Source organism: Ruminococcus sp. Marseille-P328 (assembly GCF_964249465.1).
GTDB lineage: Bacteria > Bacillota > Clostridia > Lachnospirales > Lachnospiraceae > Blautia_A > Blautia_A faecis.
On the sequence record NZ_CAXUBQ010000008.1, the window covers coordinates 99,350 to 117,109 of the forward strand.

Sequence of the window (17,760 nt, forward strand, 5' to 3'; positions counted from 1 at the left end):
AACGATGTGGGCAGCAGCCAGCAAATGACTGAAAAGACAGAGGGAAAGACTGCTTATGAAGAGAACAAAAATTATCTGTACTATGGGACCAGCATCCAGTAAGAAAAATACTTTAAGAGCTATGATGCGTGCCGGAATGGATATTGCACGTTTTAATTTTTCCCATGGTTCTCATGAAGAACACAGGGGAAGAGTAGACATGGTCAAAAACCTACGGGAAGAACTGAATATTCCGGTTGCCCTGCTTCTTGATACAAAGGGACCGGAGATCCGTACCAAGCTTCTTAAGGATCATAAGAAGATTACATTGGAGGCTGGAAGCGAATTTACACTTACTACCGGTGATATAGAGGGAGATGAGACCAGAGTCGCCATCACATATGAAAATCTTTACAAAGATGTGAAAAAAGGCGGTAAAATCCTGATTGATGATGGTCTGATCGAACTGGAGATTGAGAATATTAAGAATGGGGATATTGTCTGCCGTGTCTTAAACGGCGGCGAGCTTGGAGAGCGCAAAGGAATCAATGTTCCTTATGTGAAAGTGAAGCTTCCGGGAATTACAGAGCAGGATAAAGATGATATTCTGTTTGGAATTACACAGGAGTTTGACTATATTGCAGCTTCTTTTGTCCGTGATGCAAAAGCGATTAAAGAAATCCGTCAGCTTTTGGATGAAAATGGCGGACATGATATTGGAATCGTTGCCAAAATCGAGAATGCCGAAGGTGTTGAAAATATTGATGAGATCATCAAGGCTGCAGATGGTATTATGGTTGCCAGAGGTGATCTTGGTGTGGAGATTCCTCCTAGTGAGGTTCCTTATATCCAGAAAATGATCATCCGCAAGTGCAATGAGAACTATGTTCCGGTTATTACTGCTACCCAGATGTTGGATTCCATGATTCGCAATCCACGTCCTACAAGAGCAGAGGTGGCAGACGTTGCCAATGCTATTTACGACGGTACAGATGCTATTATGCTTTCCGGTGAGACTGCAGCTGGTAAATATCCGCTGGAAGCACTGAAGATGATGGTGGAGATTGCACAGACCACAGAGCCTCACCTGAATTATGAGGATTATACCCATAACCGCAATATGTGTGGTGAGAGCAGAGTGTCCAGCGCTGTGGGACTGGCAGCAGTGCAGACTGCAAGAGATCTGAAGGCCAAGGCCATTGTGACTCCTACCTTTGGAGGAAGAACAGCCAGACTGATTTCCAATTTCCGGCCGGAAGCTCCTATTTATGCTGTTACTCCCAATGATACGATTCTGCATAGACTTCAGCTTGTATGGGGCGTTACACCGTTGAAAGGATACGAGAAGGATTCCACAGAGCATATTATTTCCCAGGCCATGAGCGTTGTCCGCAGAAAGCGGCTTGCAAAGAAAGGAGACCTGATCGTATTTACGGTTGGAGATCCTGCTACCAATATGACCCGGGAAGGTGCTGTAACAAATATGCTGCATGTGATTGAAGCCAAATAAAGCTGTCACAGGCTCTGACTTGTGACAACAGAAAAATTACTTTTTAAGAGCAGCGAGTGCTGTATTTTACAAACGAGGAGAAACTATTATGAAAAAGACACCTTTTGTAACACTGGAGAAGGTACAGGAAATTGCCGGAAAATATCCTACCCCATTTCATCTTTATGATGAGAAAGGAATCCGGGAGAATGCACAGGCTTTGAAGGAAGCTTTTGCATGGAACAAAGGCTTTAAGGAGTTTTTTGCAGTAAAGGCAACCCCGAACCCATTCCTGATCAAGATTCTGCAGGAATATGGCTGCGGATGTGACTGCTCATCCATGACAGAACTGATGCTTTCCAAAGCTATCGGATGTAAGAAGGGAGACATTATGTTTTCCTCCAACGACACTCCGGATAAAGAGTTTAAATATGCAGATGAGATTGGTGGAATTATCAATCTTGATGACATCACTCATATTGAGAGTGTAGAGAAAGCTGTTGGAAAGATTCCGGAGATTATCAGCTGCCGTTATAATCCTGGCGGAGTGTTCAAAATCAGCAACGATATTATGGATAATCCCGGGGATGCAAAATATGGCATGACTACGGAGCAGATTTTTGATGCATTCCGTATCCTGAAGAGTAAGGGCGCCAGGGAGTTTGGAATTCATGCATTTCTTGCCAGCAATACAGTGACGAATGATTACTACCCGATGCTTGCGAAGGTTATGTTTGAACTTGCTGTGAAGCTTCAGAAGGAGACTGGGGCGCATATTAAATTCATCAATCTTTCCGGTGGTATTGGTATTCCTTATCGCCCGGAGCAGACTCCAAACGATATTCGTGCAATTGGAGAGGGTGTACGCAAGGTATATGAAGAAGTTCTGGTTCCGGAAGGAATGGGAGATGTAGCTATTTATACAGAACTTGGACGATTCATGATGGGACCTTATGGCTGCCTGGTAACAAAAGCGATTCATGAGAAGCACACTCACAAAGAGTATATCGGTGTGGATTCCTGCGCAGTAAACCTTATGAGGCCAGCTATGTACGGTGCTTATCATCATATTACTGTTCTTGGAAAAGAGGATCAGGTTTGCGATCACCTGTATGATATCACAGGATCTCTTTGCGAGAATAATGATAAGTTTGCAATTGATCGTTATCTTCCGAAGATTGATATGGGAGATTATCTGGTGATTCATGATACTGGCGCACATGGTTTTTCCATGGGATATAATTACAATGGCAAATTGAAATCTGCGGAGATCCTTCTTCACGAAGATGGAAGCTTCGATATGATCCGTCGCGCCGAGACTCCAAGAGATTACTTTGCAACTTTCGACTGCTTCCCGATTTTTGAGAAAATGCTGGAGGATGAAGACCGGGCGTAATTACTTATGAGTAAAATAAAAACAGTTTGATGCGTTTGGCTTGCAGACTGTGTAAATGAAAAGAGGAACCGCTGAGATGCTGGCGGATCCTCTTTTGCTATATAGAAAAAATTTCTTTGGAACAGTTTGGGATAGATGATCAAAAGTATGAACCCGCGAGGTAAATGCGGGGCAGATTTTTGACAACCCTTGACATTTTTTGAAATTCTGAGCAACAAAAAATCCCGCAAAATCAAGGACTTGACGGGATTTATATAACATATGAAATATGAAAAAGTGCCGGCAGTGGGACTTGAACCCACACGTAGTTGCCTACAACAGATTTTGAGTCTGCCTCGTCTGCCATTCCGACATGCCGGCGGTTGAACAATTGATATAATAGCACATTATAAAAATAAAGTAAAGATGAAATTATGAAAAGTTTATAAATTTTTGAGGCAGAATATTGATATTCATACATGGAAATGCTAAAGTATTTAACAGTTGACAGAAAATGGAGGAAATGCCAATGAATATTGACCATAAAAAACCAGAGAACCGGCCATTGTACATTTTTGCGTTGATAGCGGTTGTGGTGATCCTTTTCCTGAACATATTTGCCATTCCTGCCATGCAGGAGCGCTCTGTGGAGAAGACCGACTACAGCACATTCCTCAGCAATGTAGAGCGTGGAAATGTATCCAAGGCAGAGGTGCAGGACGATTATATTTATTATGTAGTTAGAAAGAACGGCGAGGACGTGGTGTGCAAGACTGTACGCATGGATGATCCAGACCTTGTGAGCCGTCTTTATGAAGCCGGAACCAGTATGGAAGCAGTGGAGCCTCAAAAGCAGTCCATCTTTCTCAGTCTGGTGATCGGATATGTGATCCCAATCGTAATCTTTGTTTTCCTTGGAAGATGGCTGAGTAAGAAGATGATGAGCTCTATGGGCGGTGGCCCTGGCGGAGCAATGTCCTTTGGAAAAAGCAATGCCAAAGTATATGTGAAGTCTTCTACAGGAATTAAATTTACAGATGTGGCAGGTGAGGACGAGGCGAAAGAGCTTCTTACAGAAATTGTAGATTATCTTCACAATCCGCAGAAATACACGGAGATTGGAGCATCCATGCCCAAAGGCGCCCTTCTTGTAGGCCCTCCGGGTACAGGTAAGACACTACTTGCCAAGGCAGTTGCAGGAGAAGCAGAAGTACCGTTTTTCTCTATTTCCGGTTCAGAATTTGTGGAAATGTTTGTGGGCATGGGTGCTGCCAAGGTTCGTGATCTGTTTAAGCAGGCAAATGAGAAGGCACCTTGTATTGTATTTATTGATGAGATTGATACCATTGGTAAGAAACGTGACAGCGGAAGTTTCACAGGTGGAAACGATGAACGTGAGCAGACATTAAACCAGCTGCTTACAGAGATGGATGGATTTGACGGCTCCAAGGGAGTTGTGATCCTGGCTGCTACCAACCGTCCGGATTCCCTGGATCCGGCCCTTCTGCGTCCAGGTCGTTTTGACAGACGTATTCCGGTAGAACTTCCGGATCTGAAAGGACGTGAGGAAATCCTGAAAGTCCATGCCAGAAAGATCAAAATCGCAGACAGTGTCCGTTTCGATGAAATTGCCAAGGCAGCAGCCGGCGCTTCCGGTGCAGAGCTTGCCAATGTTGTAAACGAGGCAGCTCTTCGTGCTGTCCGTGACGGCAGGAAGTTTGCTACCCAGGCTGACTTTGAGGAGAGTATTGAGGTAGTTATCGCTGGTTATCAGAAGAAAAACCGGGTGCTTTCCAATAAGGAGAAGTTGATCGTATCCTATCATGAGGTGGGACATGCACTTGTGGCGGCGAAACAGACGGATTCTGCTCCGGTTCACAAGATTACCATTATTCCCCGTACCTCAGGCGCTCTTGGATACACCATGCAGGTGGATGAGCAGGAGCACTTCCTGATGTCAAAGGAAGAATTGGAGAATAAAATTGCTACATTTACTGGTGGACGTGCTGCTGAAGAACTGATTTTCCACAGTATTACAACTGGCGCGTCGAATGATATCGAGCAGGCTACCAAGATTGCCCGAGGCATGATTTCACGCTATGGCATGAGCGATGAGTTCGATATGGTTGCGATGGAAAGTATGAGCAATCAGTATCTGGGTGGTGATTCAAGTCTTAGCTGCTCCTTTGAAACACAGACACTTCTGGACAAAAAGGTAGTAGAGCTGGTACGAAGACAGCATGAGAAGGCCTATAAGATTCTTGAGGATAATATTGAGAAGCTTCATGAACTGGCGAAATATCTGTATGAGCATGAAACAATCACAGGCGAGGAATTTATGAAGATTTTAAATGATCCGCCGAAGTCTCTTACGGCCAGTGCAGAGTAAAAAAGCATTTTTGTATTATTTGACTGGATTTTGCGGCAATAAAGAGAACCGCATTGCCGGATATATAAAATAAGGGACAGCAGAAAATGATCGGATACCTCTTAAGCAGATTTTTGTTATTTACATTGTCTGTTTAAAGAGTAACCGTATCCGATCAAACATCTGCTGTCTCTTGTGTTTTGAGGGAGATTCGGATATAATAACAAATATGGGCTGCAAAAGGGAGGTGTGTTTCCATGAATTGTCAGACAGCAGAGAGTATGGTAAACCGATACATTGAGCATGATTTATCTGTAGATGAACTGGAGGATTTTCTGGAACATGTGGAGAATTGTCCGTCCTGTTACGACGAACTGGAAACTTATTTTATTGTTCATGCTGCCATGCAGCAGCTGGATGAGCAGAGCAGAGATTCCACATTGGATCTTCGGGAGCTTCTGGAAGAAGATATTCGTAAATCCAAGCATTATATACTGAAGATGAGATTCCGCCGCGCGCTGAGTGGAATGGGATTCTGCGCGTTGATTGCCGGACTGGGTGGATTTTTGATTTATATTATTATGCAGGTATTATAGGAAACACGGTACAGGAGGCTTATATGTGTGAGAAAATTTTACTGATAGATGGTCACAGTATTTTAAACAGGGCATTTTACGGACTTCCGGATCTGACTAATTCAGAAGGTCTGCATACAGGTGCTGTTTATGGCTTTTTAAATATCCTGTTTAAAGTGCTGGGAGAAGAGAAACCGGAATATCTGGCAGTGGCATTTGACAGAAGTGAGCCGACTTTTCGCCATGCGAAATATCCGGAATACAAAGGTAAACGTAAGCCCATGCCGCAGGAACTAAAGGAACAGATTCCGCTTTTGAGAGAGATGCTTGAAAAGATGGGAATCGCCACAGTTTCCCTTGCTGGTTTCGAAGCAGACGATATTCTTGGTACGCTGGCGAAAAAGGGTGAAGAAAAAGGCCTGGATGTAATCATTCTTTCCGGTGACCGTGATCTTTTACAGCTGGCGACTAAAAAAACTATGATCCGTCTGCCCAGGACTGCAAAAGGGCAGACTGTTATAGAAGACTATAAGGAAGACCAGGTGCAGGAACGTTATCTGGTTTCCCCTGCCCAGATCATAGAATTGAAGGCTCTTATGGGTGATCCTGCCGACAATATTCCTGGAATTCCAGGTGTCGGAGAGAAGACAGCTATCAGGCTGCTTGTAGAATATGGCTCCATAGAAAATGCTTTTTCCCATGTGGAAGAGATTTCACAAAAGCGGGCCAGAGAATCTTTGAGGGAAAATTACCAGATGGCCCAGCTGAGTAAGGAGCTTGCAACCATTTGTACAAACAGCCCCATAGAATTTGAACAGGAGAAATTCCAGTTAGGAAATATTTTTACAAAGGAAGCCTATGAGCTATGCAGAAAATTGGATTTTCGGAATTTTCTGATGAAATTTGATCCGGCTGAAGTGAATGAAAATACAATGGAACAGGATTTTTTCATCTGCAATGATCTGGAGGGCTGTGAGGCACTTTTTGAAAAAGCGGGACAGGCAGAAGCTGTGGGAATAGCGCTTCTCTGGGATAAAGAAGGTGTCTATGGAGCTGGTCTGGCATTAGGGGAAAATGAAATGTATTATGTTCCTGTGGAGGGAATGGTAACAGCAGCTTATTTAAGTGATAAGATCGGGAGACTGGGAAAGTCTACCACAGTTTGTTCCATGGACGTAAAAACCATGCTCAAGCGTGCTGATCTAACACCCGATGCAAACGTATTTGACTGTAGCATTGCAGCTTATCTTCTGAATCCTTTGAAAAGTACTTATACTTATGAAGAGCTTGCAAAAGATTATCTGGATGGGAAGCTTCTTCCGGGAAAAGAAGAGCTTCTGGGAAAAATATCCCTGAAAAAGGCCTGGGAGGAGGATATGCCGGAACTGGAACATCTGGCATGTTATACGGCGTATACCGCTTTTGCCACCAGAGCTCCCCTGAAAGCGAAGCTTCAGGAAACAGGTATGTGGAAGGTATATACAGAGATTGAACTTCCTCTTGTATTTACGTTAGATTCCATGGAAAAATGGGGAATCGAAGTAAAAGGAGAAGAATTGAAAAATTATGGCGAAAAGCTGACTGTCCGCATTCATGAACTGGAAAAACTGATCTGGCAGCAGGCAGGAGAAGAATTTAATATCAATTCTCCGAAACAGCTGGGTGTGATCCTTTTTGAAAAAATGGCTATTCCAGGAGGAAAGAAAACGAAGACCGGCTACTCTACATCCGCAGATATATTAGAGAAACTGGCATCAGAGAATCCAATCGTAAATGATATTTTGGAATATCGTCAGCTTACAAAGTTGAAATCCACTTATGCAGACGGCCTTGGAGCCGTGATCGAGAAGGATGGAAGGATCCATTCCACTTTTAACCAGACCATAACTGCCACTGGCAGAATCAGCAGTACAGAGCCAAACCTTCAGAATATTCCGGTCCGCATGGAACTTGGAAGACTGATCCGCAAAGTGTTTGTACCGGAAGCTGGATTTGTATTCCTGGATGCTGATTACTCACAGATTGAGCTGCGTGTTCTTGCTCACATGTCCGGGGATGAGAAGCTGATCAAGGCTTACAGGGAGGCGGAAGATATTCACCGACTGACAGCGTCTCAGGTCTTTCATATTCCGCTTGAGGAGGTCACTCCTCTGCAAAGACGAAATGCCAAGGCGGTGAATTTTGGTATTGTATATGGCATCAGCTCTTTTGGCCTTAGCCAGGATCTTAGTATTACAAGAAAAGAGGCTGCTGCTTATATCCAGAAATATTTTGAGACCTATCCAAGCATAAAGGGATTTCTGGATGGACTTGTGGAGCAGGGAAAAGAAAAAGGCTATGTTTCCACTATGTTTGGCAGAAAAAGGCCGGTTCCGGAACTGAAATCCAGCAATTTTATGCAGAGATCCTTTGGCGAGCGTGTTGCCATGAACTCGCCAATTCAGGGAACTGCTGCAGATATAATCAAAATTGCCATGAATCGTGTGTATAAACGTCTTTTGGATGAGAAACTGAGATCCAGACTGGTGCTTCAGGTCCACGATGAATTGCTGATCGAGACCTGGAAAGATGAAATCTCTCAAGTATCAAGAATTCTGGAAGAGGAAATGAAGGGGGCAGCCAATCTGGCAGTGGAGCTGGAAGTAGATATGCATCAGGGGAATAACTGGTACGAGGCAAAGTAGAAGCAGAACTATGTCTGGAATAAGATTGAGGAAGAAAATAGTTTGTACCTTATAATTATCAGGTGAAATCGAAGCAGTAAGGAATAGGAAAAATGAAGACAATTGGTATTACAGGAGGAGTTGGTGCCGGAAAAAGCACGGTGCTTGCTTATCTTGAGGAAAAATATAATGCTTTTGTTATACAGGCTGACGAAGTGGGACATATTGTGATGGCTCCGGGACAGGAATGTTATCAGCCAGTGATCGATCTGTTTGGGAAAGATGTGATAAAAAACGATAAAACTATTGACCGGAAGAGGGTTTCCGATGTAGTATTTGAGCAACCGGATTTTTTGAGCCGTCTAAATGGGATAATTCATCCGGCTGTAAAAAGATATATCCTGAAAAGCCTGGAGGAACAGAAGAAGGAGGGACGGAAGCTATGCGTTGTGGAAGCCGCACTTTTTCTGGAAGAACATTACCAGGAGTTTTGTGATGAAGTATGGTATATTCATACAGATGAGGAAATCCGCATTCAGCGCCTGATGAAAAACCGAGGCTATACCAGGGAGAAATCTCTTGGAATTATCGGAAATCAGGCCAGCGAAGATTATTTTCGAGCCCATACAGATTTCGTTGTAGAAAATAACGGAAATGTGGAAAAAACCTGGAAGCAGATAGATGAAGGAGTAAGAAGAAATGAGACTTTGTAGCATTGCCAGTGGAAGCAGCGGAAACTGTATTTATGTGGGATCAGAAGAGACCCATGTTCTTGTAGATACAGGAATAAGCGGCAAAAGGATCGAGCAGGGACTGAACCAGCTGGAGCTTACTGGCAGGGACATTGATGCGATTCTGGTCACGCATGAGCATTCTGATCATATCAGCGGTCTGGGGGTGATGGCACGCAGATACCACATTCCGGTTTATACTACAGGTGGAACTGCAGATGCGATCAGCAGAATGAAGAATATGAAGAATCTTCCGGAAGACACTTTTCATGAGATTGTGGAGGATCAGGATTTTCATATCAGGGATCTGACCATTCATCCTTTTTCCATTCCACATGACGCGGCACAGCCGGTAGGATACCGGGTTGAGTGTGAAGATAAGGCAGTTGGAATCGCCACAGATCTTGGGAAATATAACGATTACATAGTAGATAATTTACAAAATCTGGATGCTCTTTTGCTGGAGGCAAATCATGATATCCGTATGCTTCAGGTGGGAAGTTATCCCTATTATCTGAAACAGCGTATCTTAGGCGACAGGGGACACCTTTCCAATGAAAATGCAGGAAGGCTGCTTTGCAGGCTTTTGCATGATAACATGAAAGCTGTTTTTCTTGGACATTTAAGCAAAGAAAACAACTATGAGGCTCTTGCCTATGAGACCGTGTGCTCAGAGGTAACCCTTGGAGATAATCCATATAGATCAAAAGATTTTCAGATTCAGGTTGCGAAACGGGACAGTATTTCAGATGTGGTTGTATTGTAGAAGAGATAATTTACAGTAAAGAAACAAAACTATATTTGAAATACAGGTTCAGTTTTTATATACAGTTCAGGGAAAACTAAAAGCTGTATTTTCCCTGGGACAGTCAAAATGGGCAGCAGACCCAAATACAGGAGGAGTATCATGAAAAAAACAATTATCACAGTAGTAGGAAATGACACCGTTGGTATTATTGCAAAGGTATGTACTTATCTTGCCCAGAATCAGGTTAACATTCTGGATATCTCCCAGACGATTGTACAGGGATATTTTAACATGATGATGGTCGCAGATACCAGCGCTTCAGACAAGGAAATTGCAACTCTTTCCAAAGAACTGGCTGCTCTCGGGGATGAAATCGGCGTAGTGATCCATTGCCAGCATGAGGATATTTTCAACGTAATGCATCGAATTTGAAATGAAAGTCCCTTCCATCGGACTTTCATTTAACAAAAATGTCGCCTGTAGGTGATATATCCATAGAAAGGAATACGAATGCTATGATTAATATATTTGAGGTAAATGAGACCAACAAAATGATCGAGCAGGAGAATCTGGATGTACGTACCATTACTCTTGGAATCAGCCTGCTGGATTGTATTGACAGCGATCTTGAGAAATTAAACGAAAAAATTTATAACAAAATTACCACATATGCCAAAGATCTGGTGGCAACTGGTGAGAAAATATCAGCACAGTACGGAATTCCGATTGTAAACAAACGAATTTCTGTTACACCAATCGGTCTGGTTGGGGGTGCTGCATGTAAAACTACAGATGATTTTGTAACAATAGCCAGGACCCTGGACAAAGCAGCAAAGCAGGTGGGGGTGAACTTTATCGGTGGATATACAGCTCTTGTAAGTAAGGGAATGACACCGGCAGAGGAGCTTCTGATCCGTTCTATTCCGCAGGCACTTGCCAGTACGGAGCGGGTATGCAGTTCTGTGAATGTTGGTTCCACAAAGACTGGAATTAATATGGATGCCGTGAAGCTTATGGGAGAGATTATTCTGGAAACAGCTCAGGCAACCAAAGAACAGGATTCCCTTGGCTGTGCCAAGCTGGTAGTATTCTGCAATGCGCCGGATGACAACCCCTTTATGGCAGGTGCTTTCCACGGTGTTACAGAAGCTGACAGTATTATTAATGTTGGCGTCAGCGGTCCAGGTGTTGTAAAAACCGCTCTGGAGAAAGTAAGAGGAGAGGATTTCGAAACTCTCTGCGAGATGATCAAACGAACTGCATTTAAGGTAACACGTGTAGGTCAGCTGGTTGCCCGGGAGGCTTCCAAGATGCTTGGCGTTCCATTTGGAATTGTGGATCTTTCCCTTGCGCCTACTCCTGCAATCGGTGACAGTGTGGCTGAGATCCTGGAAGAAATCGGTCTTGAAAGAGCCGGCGCACCTGGAACTACAGCAGCTCTTGCCCTGCTAAATGACCAGGTGAAAAAAGGTGGTGTAATGGCTTCCACAGCAGTTGGAGGCTTGAGTGGTGCATTTATTCCGGTCAGCGAGGATCAGGGAATGATCGATGCGGTAACAGCAGGTGCACTTACCATTGAGAAATTAGAGGCTATGACCTGCGTATGCTCTGTGGGACTTGATATGATCGCAGTACCAGGTGATACGAAGGCATCCACCATTTCCGGCATTATTGCAGATGAAGCAGCAATTGGAATGGTGAACCAGAAGACAACAGCAGTCCGTCTGATCCCTGTTATCGGAAAAGGAGTAGGAGAGACAGTAGAATTCGGCGGTCTTCTTGGCTATGCACCAATTATGCCGGTAAACAATTTCTCCTGTGATGCGTTTGTGGCAAGAGGCGGAAGAATTCCGGCTCCGATCCATAGCTTTAAAAATTAAGGTTACTGGATGAATTTGCACTTGACATTCTTACATCACTGTGCTAAAGTATAAACCAGTTAAACCGATGAGAAAGAGTAGTAAATCAGATGTGACATTTAGTCATTATGAATGGACTGAATAATGACTTACCAGAGAGCGGAGGATGGTGTGATCTTCGTATGAAGCGACTGATGGAATGGACTTTCGAGGGCGGTCCGAAATTATATTTCAGGAGAGTAGGCGCCGACGGGAACCGAACCCGTTATCAATCAGGAGTGTATGTTTGTACATGAGAAAGTGGACGATTTGTCAATTTGAGTGGCACCGCGATAATAAGATTTTATTACCGTCTCAAAGAACAACAGGGAATGTTGTTTTTTGAAGACGGTTTTTTGATATCCATTTTACCACTCATTCTTTCTCGCAGACAAGATGTAGAAGATCGGCTTAGTTATCTTCTGGAGCCTGTTTGAAAATCATTTCCGTAAAGTGTGACACATATTATGCGGAAAGCCTTTTTTAACATGCTCCCGCCAATTTTAAGAGAGAGAGGAAAAACACTATGAAAAAAAGAATGATCGCAATCGCAGCAGCAACAATGGCAACTATGATGATGGCAACACCTGTTCTTGCAGAGGACTACAAGATTGGTATCTGCAATTATGTAGATGACGCATCTCTGAACCAGATTGTAGACAATCTGGAAAGCCGCCTGAAAGAAATCGGCGATGAGAAGGGTGTAAACTTCGATATTTCCTATGACAACTGTAATGCAGATGCCAATGTTATGGAGCAGATTATTTCTGATTTCCAGGCAGACGGTGTAGACCTTATGGTTGGTGTTGCAACACCGGTAGCTATGCGTATGCAGGCAAGCACAGAAGGAACCGACACGCCGGTTGTATTTTCCGCAGTATCGGATCCGGTTGGTGCAGGTCTTGTAGAATCCCTGGAGGCACCTGGCGCAAACCTTACCGGAACAAGCGATTATCTGGATACCGCTTCCATTATGAAACTGATCGAAGCTGTTAATCCGGATACCAAGAAGATCGGACTTTTATATGATATCGGACAGGATTCCTCTACAGCAGCCATCGAGGCAGCAAAAGCTTACATGGATGAGAACGGAATCGAATATGTTGAGCGTACCGGAACCACTACTGATGAAGTTCAGCTTGCAGCAGATGCACTGGTTGCAGATGGTGTTGACGCAGTGTTTACCCCAACTGATAATACCATTATGACAGCAGAGCTTTCCATTTATGAGAAATTTATTGATGCAGGAATTCCGCATTACACAGGAGCTGATTCCTTTGCGTTAAATGGTGCTTTCGCAGGGTATGGTGTTGATTACGCAAATCTTGGAGCAAAAACAGCAGATATGGTTGCCGATATTCTTCTGAATGGTGCTGATCCGGCAACCACTCCTGTAGAAACCTTTGATAATGGTACTGCTACTGTAAACACAGAAACATGCGAAGCTCTCGGTCTTGATTTTGAAACTGTCAAAGCTGCTATGGAGCCGCTCTGTACACAGGTAAATGAGATCGTGACAGCAGAGAGCTTTGACGAACTGGAAGCAAATTAACGATTAACCGGAGGAAATGATTGTGACACTGGCTACTGCACTCTCCTTAGGAGAAACTGCCCTGAAACTTGGACTGATCTGTTCCCTGACTGTCCTTGCATTGTTTTTAAGTTATTCCATGCTGAATGTCTGCGACCTTTCTACAGACGGCTGCTTTACATTAGGAGCCGCTGTAGGAGCCGCCGTGGCGGTCAGCGGACATCCTTTTTTATCAATAATAGCAGCAATGCTTGCCGGAATCTGTTCTGGTTTTGTAACCGGATTTTTGCAGACAAAAATGGGAGTAGACAGTCTGCTTGCGGGAATTATTGTGAATACAGGATTGTATTCGATTAACATAGCAGTGATGGGAGGCTCTTCCCTGATCAACATGAACCGTACAGATACGGTGTTTTCCATGATGAAGGATGTTCTGGCAGATACCCCTCTGAAGGGAAGAACAGATATAATTGTTGCGCTGATCGCGGTAGCAGCAGTGGTTGCTTTTCTGGTGGTATTTTTAAAGACACGACTTGGCCTTGCAATCCGTGCTACAGGAAATAATGCAGATATGGTGAAGTCGTCGTCTATCAACCCGGTATTTACAACGATTATCGGACTTTGTATTGCAAACTCTTTTACAGCACTGTCCGGATGCCTTCTTTCCCAGTCCCAGAAATCTGTGGACATTAACATCGGTCAGGGAATGGTTACCATTGCGCTTGCATCCCTTCTGATCGGAGGAACAATTCTTGGAAAAGGCGGAATTTTTGTAAGAGCTGTGGGAATGGTATTGGGTTCTTTTGTTTTCCGACTGGTTTATACGGTGGCTTTAAGATTTAATATGCCAGCGTTTATGCTGAAACTGGTATCTTCTGTGATTGTTATTCTGGCAATTTCCGGCCCTTATCTGAAACGACAGTGGCCGCAGCTGAAAAGAAGAATGACGCACAAGAAGGGAGGAATCTGATCCATGTTAAAGCTTTCACATATTTCCAAAACCTTTAATCCGGGAACAGTAAATGAAAAAGTGGCAATCAGAGATCTGTCTCTGCATCTTGAAAAAGGCGATTTTGCAACAATTATCGGTTCCAACGGAGCTGGTAAATCTACTATGTTTAATGCCATCTGTGGAGATTTTCTCACAGATTCCGGATCTGTTGTTCTGGATGGAGAGGATATTACATTTCTGCCACAGCATGCCAGAGCAAAAAATATTGGAAGACTGTATCAGGATCCGATGCGGGGAACTGCTCCTGGAATGACGATTCTGGAGAACCTTGCGCTTGCTGCAGGTCAGGGAGGCTGGCTTTCCCGTATTTCCAAAAGTGATAAACAGCGTTTTCGTGAACAGCTTGCACTTCTGGATATTGGCCTTGAAGACCGCATGAACCATCCGGTTGGACTTCTTTCAGGAGGTCAGAGACAGGCACTTACTCTTTTGATGGCAACTATGAATCCACCGAAGCTGCTTCTTCTGGATGAGCATACAGCAGCTCTTGATCCGGGAACAGCCGAGAAGGTGCTGAACCTGACCAGCAGGATCGTGAAAGAACATCATCTGACCTGTCTGATGATCACCCACAATATGCAGTCTGCACTGGAACTTGGAAATCGTATTCTGATGATGGATTCCGGTGATATTGTTCTGGATATCAAGGAAGAGGAGAAAAAAGGTCTTACTGTGGAAGGGCTGCTTGACAAGTTTAAAGTTGGAGCAGGAAAGAAACTGGATAATGACCGCATTCTTCTTTCTAATGAGTAAGACGAAATGGATAAAAGTGAGCCCTGGCTATTGCACGGAACTGCAGTAGCCGGGGCTCTTTATGCGGTTGAGAATATTATACAATAATAATCTGTTGTCTGTACTCATGAACATAAGAAGCGCTGTTTTTTTGTGCCAGAATGCTTTCGTAAAGATTGGATGCGAAAGTTGTTTTATTTAGTAAATCCATAGCTTGCGGTGCGTTTTCAAGCACTGCGGAAGCATCCGGCAGTTTGGTAAGCAGGGGAATGCTGCCACATTTTTTTATTTTGCCCAGAAGCGCAGAACTGTTTTTTCGAAATCCCAGAACCCGGGCGTAGGGAATCTGCGCTGGCACACTCTGAATATGAAGAAGCATGTGAAGCAGTGCTCTCTGGATCCTGGCTTGTGTGATCTCTTTGGTTTTCAGAAGGCTGGCAAACTGGGAAAAGGTTTCATACTGATCCCGGCAGGAGAGAATCCTTCTGGCAAGAGCGTGGGACATGTCCAGGTATGTGCACAGGCTTTCTTCTGTTTCCTGAAGAAGACAGTAACGATAAAGCGTGTCCAGATCGTTTTCCAGAAGAAAACGATTTCCGGAAATTGCCTGTAAAAATAGTTCCAGGGAATTTGCTGGTAAAAATTTTTTTGCCATATCAGCAAGAAACGCAAAATTCTGTATTGAGGTTTCTGATAATTCAGATAAAAAGCAGTGGGAATGCTCGATATCGGACGAATCCCTTATGGGTGGAGCATTGAAATCCAAAATAGCATTTCGAATAGCAGAAGCAGAAGGAAAGTGATTTTCAGACAGAGTATTTTCGTGATAATCATTTCCTTCCCGCTTAATGGAAACCGGTGAAATAGAGCTGTTTTCCCGTAGAATAGCTTTACAGTATTCAATTCCCAGAATATTATTGGGGGAAGAGAGCAATTGCTGGTATTTTTCTGATTCGGGAAAAACTGCAGAGAGAGCCATGCTTCTGGCCTTTGGAAAAGTCATTCCGTTTTTCAGATTCCGGCGAAGGGCGGTCTGAAAATCTTCCGGCTCATTTGCCAGGATTTTGGCCAGCTCCATAAGCGCATCCGTATCACCGCATTCACTTCCGAAACAAAGTATATCTGTAACCCCAAGTCCATCCAGAAGCTGTACGCCTCCTCTGGCAAATAACTCTGCACTGGCAGAAGAAATGGAAACCGGCAGCTCCAGAACTAGGTCTGCGCCGCTTTGAAGAGCCATTTCTGCACGTACATATTTGGAAAAAAGAGCAGGGGTCCCTCTTTGTACGAAATCACCACTCATGGCGATAACTATATAGTCTGTCCTTAGTTTTTCTTTTATATAGTTTATCTGATATTCATGTCCTGTATGGAATGGATTATATTCTGCAATAATTCCGGCTGTTTTCATAAAATTGCACCTCAAAAAATACGTTGTTCTTCCATATTCTAACATTGAAAAGCTTGAAATACAAGGCGGGGTGGCGTATAATGAAGTTAAGTTACTGAATGGGGAATGGATACTTATGCCAGTTCCCAGAGGATTACTGTAACAAATGAAAGGAGCCATTTAATCATGGGATTTATTGATGTAATCAAAGAAAGAGCAAAATCCAGCATTAAGACAATCGTACTGCCAGAGACAGAGGACATGAGAACTCTTGAAGCAGCAGACAAGATTTTAAAAGAAGGAATTGCTAAGCTTGTACTTGTAGGTAATGAGGAGGCAGTTAAGAAGAGCGCAGCTGAAGGCGGCTTCGACATTTCCGGTGCACAGATCGTAGATCCTGCAACATCTGAGAAAACTCAGGGATATATTGACAAATTAGTAGAGTTAAGACAGAAGAAAGGTATGACACCAGAGCAGGCTAAGGAGATTCTTCTGAACCAGTATCTGTATTATGGTGTTATGATGGTTAAGATGGGCGACGCAGACGGAATGGTTTCCGGAGCCTGCCACTCCACAGCTGATACTTTAAGACCATGCCTTCAGATCCTGAAGACAAAACCAGGTACCAAACTTGTTTCCGCATTCTTCCTGATCATTGTTCCAGATTGCGAGTATGGCGCTAACGGAGCCTTTGTATTTGGTGATTCCGGTCTGAACCAGAACCCGAATCCAGAAGAGCTTGCAGCAATCGCAGCTTCTTCTGCTGAATCTTTCAAGCTTCTTGTACAGGAAGAGCCTGTAGTAGCTATGCTTTCCCATTCTACAAAGGGAAGTGCGAAACATGCAGATGTTGATAAAGTTGTTGAGGCTACCAAGATTGCGAAAGAGCAGAATCCGGACCTTGCACTTGACGGAGAGTTCCAGCTGGATGCGGCTATCGTTCCAAGCGTAGGTGCTTCTAAAGCTCCGGGAAGCCCGGTTGCAGGTAAGGCTAACGTTCTTATCTTCCCAGACCTTGATGCAGGAAACATCGGATACAAGCTGGCTCAGCGTCTTGCAAAAGCAGAAGCTTACGGACCTATCACCCAGGGTATCGCAAAACCTGTAAATGACCTGTCCCGTGGATGCTCCGCTGACGATATCGTTGGTGTTGTAGCTATCACATCCGTACAGTGCCAGGCTCAGGACTAATTTCAGATTAGTTTCCAAAGGCTGAATCGTATTGTGATTAAGGGCACATGTCCTTGAAGAGATGCCAAGAATAAAATG

At 43.9% G+C, this 17,760-nt stretch carries 14 protein-coding genes and 1 tRNA gene; 13 read left to right on the forward strand and 2 right to left on the reverse strand.

Annotation, left to right across the window (positions count from 1 at the left end; genetic code table 11):
- The first annotated feature begins 55 nt into the window (after window positions 1-55).
- Together pyk and ACESTK_RS07740 are read left to right on the forward strand one after the other, a co-directional pair.
- The gene (gene pyk, locus ACESTK_RS07735; protein ID WP_195699741.1) at window positions 56-1,489 is read left to right on the forward strand and encodes a pyruvate kinase; all 1,434 of its coding nucleotides are present in this window, start codon (window positions 56-58) and stop codon (window positions 1,487-1,489) included.
- An 88-nt stretch (window positions 1,490-1,577) separates the two neighbouring features.
- On the forward strand, window positions 1,578-2,864 hold the full coding sequence (locus tag ACESTK_RS07740) for a diaminopimelate decarboxylase (protein WP_195699742.1): 1,287 nt from the start codon (window positions 1,578-1,580) through the stop codon (window positions 2,862-2,864).
- A 277-nt stretch (window positions 2,865-3,141) separates the two neighbouring features.
- On the opposite strand, the gene ACESTK_RS07745 is transcribed toward ACESTK_RS07740, so the two are convergent.
- A tRNA-Leu gene (locus ACESTK_RS07745) sits at window positions 3,142-3,224 on the reverse strand.
- 148 nt (window positions 3,225-3,372) lie between these two features.
- Here ACESTK_RS07745 and ftsH point away from each other — a divergent pair.
- From ftsH to ACESTK_RS07795, 10 genes are all read left to right on the forward strand, one after another.
- On the forward strand, window positions 3,373-5,232 hold the full coding sequence (gene ftsH / locus ACESTK_RS07750) for an ATP-dependent zinc metalloprotease FtsH (protein WP_373119380.1): 1,860 nt from the start codon (window positions 3,373-3,375) through the stop codon (window positions 5,230-5,232).
- Window positions 5,233-5,468: 236 nt separating this feature from the next.
- Window positions 5,469-5,807 (forward strand): anti-sigma factor, encoded by a 339-nt coding sequence (locus ACESTK_RS07755; RefSeq protein WP_173735330.1) that lies wholly within the window; start codon window positions 5,469-5,471, stop codon window positions 5,805-5,807.
- Window positions 5,808-5,830: 23 nt separating this feature from the next.
- Entirely contained in the window at window positions 5,831-8,470 is a 2,640-nt protein-coding gene (gene polA, locus ACESTK_RS07760; protein ID WP_373119382.1) for a DNA polymerase I, read from the forward strand.
- Window positions 8,471-8,562: 92 nt separating this feature from the next.
- A complete protein-coding gene (coaE, locus tag ACESTK_RS07765; protein WP_118580027.1) occupies window positions 8,563-9,162 on the forward strand; it encodes a dephospho-CoA kinase in 600 nt (199 codons plus the stop codon).
- Entirely contained in the window at window positions 9,149-9,946 is a 798-nt protein-coding gene (locus ACESTK_RS07770) for an MBL fold metallo-hydrolase (protein ID WP_373119384.1), read from the forward strand. The genes coaE and ACESTK_RS07770 overlap by 14 nt, the downstream gene beginning before the upstream one ends.
- Window positions 9,947-10,087: 141 nt before the next feature.
- Window positions 10,088-10,360 carry an ACT domain-containing protein gene (locus ACESTK_RS07775; RefSeq protein WP_021925040.1) on the forward strand — a complete coding sequence of 91 codons (273 nt, stop codon included), beginning with the start codon at window positions 10,088-10,090 and terminating at the stop codon, window positions 10,358-10,360.
- Window positions 10,361-10,443: 83 nt separating this feature from the next.
- On the forward strand, window positions 10,444-11,808 hold the full coding sequence (locus ACESTK_RS07780) for a PFL family protein (protein WP_118580033.1): 1,365 nt from the start codon (window positions 10,444-10,446) through the stop codon (window positions 11,806-11,808).
- A 544-nt stretch (window positions 11,809-12,352) separates the two neighbouring features.
- Window positions 12,353-13,378, forward strand: a complete 1,026-nt coding sequence (locus ACESTK_RS07785) for an ABC transporter substrate-binding protein (RefSeq protein WP_173718134.1) — start codon at window positions 12,353-12,355, stop codon at window positions 13,376-13,378.
- 16 nt (window positions 13,379-13,394) lie between these two features.
- The gene (locus ACESTK_RS07790; protein ID WP_118580039.1) at window positions 13,395-14,327 is read left to right on the forward strand and encodes an ABC transporter permease; all 933 of its coding nucleotides are present in this window, start codon (window positions 13,395-13,397) and stop codon (window positions 14,325-14,327) included.
- 3 nt (window positions 14,328-14,330) lie between these two features.
- Entirely contained in the window at window positions 14,331-15,122 is a 792-nt protein-coding gene (locus tag ACESTK_RS07795) for an ABC transporter ATP-binding protein (RefSeq protein WP_373119387.1), read from the forward strand.
- Window positions 15,123-15,198: 76 nt separating this feature from the next.
- On the opposite strand, the gene ACESTK_RS07800 is transcribed toward ACESTK_RS07795, so the two are convergent.
- The gene (locus ACESTK_RS07800) at window positions 15,199-16,512 is read right to left on the reverse strand and encodes a nucleotidyltransferase family protein (protein ID WP_373119389.1); all 1,314 of its coding nucleotides are present in this window, start codon (window positions 16,510-16,512) and stop codon (window positions 15,199-15,201) included.
- Window positions 16,513-16,677: 165 nt separating this feature from the next.
- Between ACESTK_RS07800 and pta the strand changes: the two genes are divergently transcribed.
- The gene (gene pta, locus ACESTK_RS07805) at window positions 16,678-17,682 is read left to right on the forward strand and encodes a phosphate acetyltransferase (RefSeq protein WP_117853900.1); all 1,005 of its coding nucleotides are present in this window, start codon (window positions 16,678-16,680) and stop codon (window positions 17,680-17,682) included.
- Window positions 17,683-17,760 lie beyond the last annotated feature (78 nt).